The 5,548-nt window shown below is 46.2% G+C and carries 8 protein-coding genes; 1 reads left to right on the forward strand and 7 read right to left on the reverse strand.

Annotated elements, in window-relative coordinates; genetic code table 11:
• The 6 genes from B7X71_RS11225 to B7X71_RS11250 all read right to left on the reverse strand — a co-directional run.
• The coding region (locus B7X71_RS11225; RefSeq protein ID WP_293600769.1) for an FAD-binding protein at nucleotides 1-1,532 on the reverse strand (1,532 nt) is incomplete at its 3' end.
• Nucleotides 1,529-2,140 carry a fumarate hydratase C-terminal domain-containing protein gene (locus tag B7X71_RS11230; RefSeq protein ID WP_293598234.1) on the reverse strand — a complete coding sequence of 204 codons (612 nt, stop codon included), beginning with the start codon at nucleotides 2,138-2,140 and terminating at the stop codon, nucleotides 1,529-1,531. The genes B7X71_RS11230 and B7X71_RS11225, both read right to left, overlap by 4 nt.
• Nucleotides 2,141-2,148: 8 nt before the next feature.
• The gene (locus B7X71_RS11235) at nucleotides 2,149-3,024 is read right to left on the reverse strand and encodes a fumarate hydratase (RefSeq protein ID WP_293598235.1); all 876 of its coding nucleotides are present in this window, start codon (nucleotides 3,022-3,024) and stop codon (nucleotides 2,149-2,151) included.
• A 12-nt stretch (nucleotides 3,025-3,036) separates the two neighbouring features.
• Nucleotides 3,037-3,396, reverse strand: a complete 360-nt coding sequence (gene sdhC / locus B7X71_RS11240) for a succinate dehydrogenase, cytochrome b556 subunit (RefSeq protein WP_293598236.1) — start codon at nucleotides 3,394-3,396, stop codon at nucleotides 3,037-3,039.
• Complete coding sequence (locus B7X71_RS11245) at nucleotides 3,393-3,743, reverse strand: succinate dehydrogenase (RefSeq protein ID WP_293598237.1); 351 nt, start codon at nucleotides 3,741-3,743, stop codon at nucleotides 3,393-3,395. The genes sdhC and B7X71_RS11245 overlap by 4 nt, the downstream gene beginning before the upstream one ends.
• A complete protein-coding gene (locus tag B7X71_RS11250; protein WP_293598238.1) occupies nucleotides 3,740-4,471 on the reverse strand; it encodes a succinate dehydrogenase/fumarate reductase iron-sulfur subunit in 732 nt (243 codons plus the stop codon). Before B7X71_RS11250 ends, B7X71_RS11245 begins: the two co-directional genes overlap by 4 nt.
• Nucleotides 4,472-4,553: 82 nt before the next feature.
• Between B7X71_RS11250 and B7X71_RS11255 the strand changes: the two genes are divergently transcribed.
• The gene (locus B7X71_RS11255) at nucleotides 4,554-5,480 is read left to right on the forward strand and encodes a LysR family transcriptional regulator (RefSeq protein WP_293598239.1); all 927 of its coding nucleotides are present in this window, start codon (nucleotides 4,554-4,556) and stop codon (nucleotides 5,478-5,480) included.
• Here B7X71_RS11255 and B7X71_RS17915 read toward each other — a convergent pair whose 3' ends face one another.
• Entirely contained in the window at nucleotides 5,481-5,546 is a 66-nt protein-coding gene (locus B7X71_RS17915) for an IS3 family transposase (RefSeq protein WP_363926692.1), read from the reverse strand.
• Nucleotides 5,547-5,548: the final 2 nt, after the last annotated feature.

A 5,548-nucleotide genomic window follows, 5' to 3' on the forward strand; every position in this document is an offset into this window, starting at 1 on the left:
ATTACGGATTGACTAACCAAAATAAGATTTTTTAAGTTCATCCAATCCTGCCAAGTATTGCTGTATTCCCTTTGAATACCACCAACACCCATTTGGTTTAATTGAGATGCTAGTTGCTTCAAGGTTTGACGAGCACGTTCTAAGCTTTCTTTGGTTCTTGAAATACCAACGTGATCCCACATACACTCAGCTAGTGCATCTCGAATTGCCTCAATATCACCAGGTTCTCTTTTCAATGGCGCTTCATGCTCCTGAATACTCGCCATGACCTCATTCATATTGCAATCCCTGAACTGCTGTGAGGAAACCCAATGCGCCATCGACTCTCCTGCAATGCCCCCAAACACTGTTGAGTTCGCAACACCATTGCCTCCCAAGCGATTCGCGCCATGCACGCCGCCCGTGTCCTCACCAGCAGCAAACAGCCCTGGCAAGTCAGTACTACAGTCTTTCTTAAAGACTAAGCCACCCATCATATAGTGGGCGGTTGGAACTACCTCTACAAGATCACCCGCCAAATCAAAGCCACTATCGGCGCATCGTTCAACCATGCCTTTAAATTGCTTACGGACATTATCAGGACCAAGGTGGCTCATCTGAATATAGACACCACCATTCGGCGTTGCTCTACCTGCCCTGATTTCAGAATTAATAGATCGCGAAACAATATCTCGTGTAGCACGCTCGTTACGTGGATCATAGTTACCCATAAATCGCTCGTGATTGCCATTAAGCAAATATCCGCCTGCACCACGCAAGCCTTCCTCAAGAACGGTTCCGGTCATTCTGGTGCCAGGACCCGCTAACAGACCTGTTGGATGAAACTGCACCATCTCCATATCACGCAGAGTGAGCCCAGCACGAAGTGCCATAGCTAAGCCATCACAACTCTTATCGCCTGACGGGGTGTGATACTTATACATTGTTGGCCCACCACCGGTAGCCAAGAGCACCGCCTTAGCCCGTACCAGCGTGAACTCACCAGTCTGCATATTCAGCATGAGCACTCCAGCCAGCGACTTTCCGTCAGCACTATGGATTAGCTCAACCGCCCTATGCTCCTCAAGTCGATGAATTCCTCTAGCCCATACTTGCTCGGCTAGTCGACTAATAATTTCAATACCAGTCAAGTCACCTTTATGAACTGTGCGATCAAAGGTTTGTCCAGCGAATGCTTTTTGATGCACCGTTCCATCTGGATTGCGATCAAAGAAACAACCAAGCTCATTCTCAAGCTCATGAATACGTTCAACCGCTTTGTTTACGAGCGTCCAGGCTAACTCCTGGTCTGAAAGCCATTTGCCACCTTCAATCGTATCCATGAAGTGGCGCTCAACTGAGTCGCCCTCGGCCAAAGCTACGTTGTAACCGCCCTGAACCATCCTAGTGCAGCCGCACTTACCAAGCAGACCTTTCACAGCAATGGTGATCTGAAGATCTGGATTGGTTTGATGGGCGTGCAGTGCGGCAAAAAGTCCTGCCCCACCAGAGCCCAAGATAAGGATATCGGTTTCAAGAGTGGCGATGCTCATGACGGAATTCCCAGGCTTTTTAATACGGCTTCTTTATTGCGGGCAACTTCGCTTTTTACCTCTTGATAAATACTGCCACCATGACTATCCATTGCTACAAGCAAAGGACCAAAGTCTTTAATCTTAAAACGCCAGAGTGACTCTGGATTGAGATCATCCATATCAACATCTTCAATCTGTTCGATCCAGGTTGTCTCGAGCGCTGCCGTACCACCAATGATTGCAAGATATACGCCGCCAATCTCCTGAAAGGCTGCCGCAGATCCCTCGCGCATACCACCTTTACCCACAATCATTCGTACCCCATTTTGAGTCATTAATGGATGAGTAAAACGCTCCATACGATCTGATGTAGTTGTTCCAATACAAATTGGCTCATAGCCAGCTGGAAACTCTTCACTAACAGGAACCTTGCGTACATTAGGCGCAGTATGAATTACCGCATGCCCATTTAGATCGAAGCGGGTTTTTCTACCCTTATCAAATAAGTGAATCTGTGTCGCATCCCGAATACCAAACAAGGTGTTTTGCAGAGTCACCGTGTCATTAATGCGAAGCTTGCGAATATCAGCTTCGCTAACAGGAGTGGGAAGGTTGTAGTGGGCCATTTCTACTCCTAGAATCCGTAGGTTACGCCATCAGGCGTGAAAGTTGCTCGCGCCCTGCGAGCAGAATGGCACTGCATATTGACCGCAACCGGATTTAATGTGATGTGCGTATGGGCAAGTTCTACATGAACAGCAAATGCTGTGCCGTCACCACCTAAACCTTGGGGACCAATTCCCAACTTATTCACAGCAGCAGTTAATTCCTGCTCTAACTTAGCACCCTCTTCATCACTACATACACTACCCAATGCTCTTGTTGCAGCTCGCTTAGCCATCGCAACACATTGCTCAGAAGTGCCGCCAACGCCAACGCCAACAATTGTTGGAGGGCAAGTCTTTCCTCCGGCAGAAACAACACTTTCGATAACAAAGGCTTTGACACCATTAATTCCATCAGCTGGAATAGCCATCTTTAAAAAGGAATTATTTTCCGAACCACTTCCTTTTGGAACCATCTCAATCTCAAGCATTTGGTCATCATCACAAAAGTCAATGCTAATTGCAGGCATGTCAATGCCACAGGACGTGTGATTATTTTTTCTCGTGATTGGATGAACTACAGAAGAACGCAATGGATATTCAGTAGTTGCACGCTCACACCCTTTACGAATCGCCGCCTTGAGCTCCATGCCATCGAGTTGTACGTTGCGGCCAATCTTTACCTTGTAAATAGGTAAGCCAGTATCTTGGCAAAGTAGATTATCTTCGCGCTCAGCCACTGAGATGTTAGTGATCATGGTTTTTAAGACAACCTGAGCACGCGCATCGGACTCACTTTTATTTAAGCGCTCGATGCCAGACTTCACATCATCTGGCAAAACTTTTAATGCGCGGATATAAAGTTCCTTACAAGCCTCTTCAACTGCTTTCATTTGTAACTGCATCACATTACCCAATCAGTTTGCTAAATACAAAAATAGGAGGCCACAAGCCATGCCAAATAAGACAGCTGCCTGTGTCCAGGCCTTGCGAAGACCACGCCATGTACCAAACTCAATCATAAGTAGTCGAATTCCACCGACCAAATGAATGGCCAGCAAAATGACGAGTGCCCATTCACCAAATTTGAATACCCAGAAATCAGTCAACCCTAAATAGCGCTCAAAGCCGCTGGCTCCGCGCAAGGACTGAGAAAGCATTAAGAAATGCAAAGGAATGAAGCAAGCTAAGAGCAGCCCCGAGAAGCGATGGCTTGCATAGGCAAAATAAGAGAGATGACTCTTTGCACGCAAGTCAATCTTCGGCCTAGAACTCATAGAGCACCTCCGGTGTACACACCAATAACGGCTGCAGTACCCAGAATTAATATAAGTACAGCGAGGATCGAAGATAAGGTCTTGGAGACAAATCCTTTGGAGAGGGTTTCTTCCAAAATATTAGCCAAGCCAATAGGCGCATGCACAAAGCAGGCCAAGACAAAGATTTCATAAAAAATGGCGAAGGCAATATTGCCTTGAGTGCGCCCCAAAATCTCTTCTGCAGTTAAACCACCTCGGATTGCGTAAAAAATAATGACGAGATGGATGCTGACACAGAGACCTAAGATCATGGCACTAATTCTTTGGGCATACCAAAGTTTGGCCTGCAAAATAGCCTGGCTCATAGCTTGCCCCACTTACTGCCACGAACTGCCGCTCTTGCCACCAACTTCTTAAGTCCCGCAATACTGGCGGTTGGCTCCAGCTTCTTGGGACAGCGCTCAGTACAGGAGCCCTGCGTATGACAAGCATGACAACCCTCATCTCCAGCTACGGCCTGCAAACGATCTAATTGCTGCACATCACGTATGTCATTTGTTAGTGTCCAAGCACGATTCAGAGCTGCAGGTCCAAGATAGTTGGGGCGCTTTTCAACAACCTCACAAGAGGAATAGCAGACCCCGCAGCCAATGCACTCAATGCCGGCATTTGCCAGTTGGCGCTCGGCCGACTCTGGCTCCACTTTTGCAAAATCATCGTGACGGGTTTTATCGCCCTTAAAGAAACCAACCGCACCCTTCCACTTATTAAAGAACTCTCGCATATCCGTTGCAAGATCTTTAATGACAGGAAGGTTATTTAAGGGTGCAATTTCTAAGGAATCGCCTTCAACAATCTGAGAAACGTGGGTTCGGCATGTCCAACGAGCCACCCCATTCACCGTCATAGCGCAAGAGCCGCACATACCAACACGACAGGCAAAGCGATAGCTTAGAGTTGGGTCAAGCTTGCGTTGAATATAGGTAACGACATCAAGCACCGTTTGATTTGGATTTCGAGGCACCAAATACTCAACAAACTCGCCCTCTTGGGCGCCGCGCCAGACTTTTACTTTGAGATCTTGAATAGACATGGAGTGATTATATCTATAGATAGTAAAAAATAAATCGAATATAATTTTCTTCGAAATAAAAAAATACTTTATATTTAAACCTATGTCCAGCATTCGCGTACTTAAGAACTTTTTAGCCATTTCACGCCACAAAAGCGTGGCAGCCGCTGCGCGTGAAATAGGCCTTACTGCTGCTGCCGCAGGGCAACAGTTACAACAACTGGAAGCCGATATTGGCATTGATCTTTTTGATCGAACTAAGCGCTCTATGACTCTCAACCACCACGGCAGATCCTTAGTAGAACCTATCCAGGAAATCATTGCACGTTACGAAGCCCTTGGCTCTAGTTTTAAATCCGAACTGAGTGGAACTATTGTTTTGGGGGCGCTCGTTTCAACCTTAATGGGTGCATTTGGAAACACACTGAATGAACTGAAGCAGAATTTCCCAGAGCTTGAAATCAAGCTCATTGCAGGCCTTTCTAGTGACTTTTTAGAACAAGTGATTGAGGGAAGCCTCGATGCGGCCATTGTGACCGAATCCCCTTACGCCCTACCCCAGAATATTCAGTGGACAGAGTTATATACAGAGCCAATGGTTTTGATTTCTCCCGCCCGTAAAAATAAAAAAGGTTCTACGCCCAAAGAGCTTGTAAGTGCACTCCCATTTATGCGTTTTGAGAGAAATACCTGGACGGGCCATCTGGTTGACCAAACCATTCGAGCTAATAAGCTAAATATTCAAGAGGGCATGGAACTGAATTCAGTCGAGGCAATTATTGAATTGGTTAGACAAGGTCTTGGGTACTCGATTGTTCCCAAGCTGGCAAACATTGCCTGGGAAAACGACCGTCAACTAACAATATCTGAACTACCGGGAAAAACCATTTATAGGAAAGTTGGTTTACTGGAAAAGCGCAAACATTCTCGTCAAAACATTACCCAAGAGATCAAAAAATATTTCTTCGAGCACAATCCAAAAGAAAAAACCACCCCGTATGAACTGACCCCCAAAAGTTGGACAGTTTAATTAGGTTAGCACGAGGGATTGAGTTCGGTAATTTACCGGGCTCAATCCCTTTAGTTTTTGCTTGATTC

This window comes from Polynucleobacter sp. 39-46-10 (assembly GCF_002282275.1).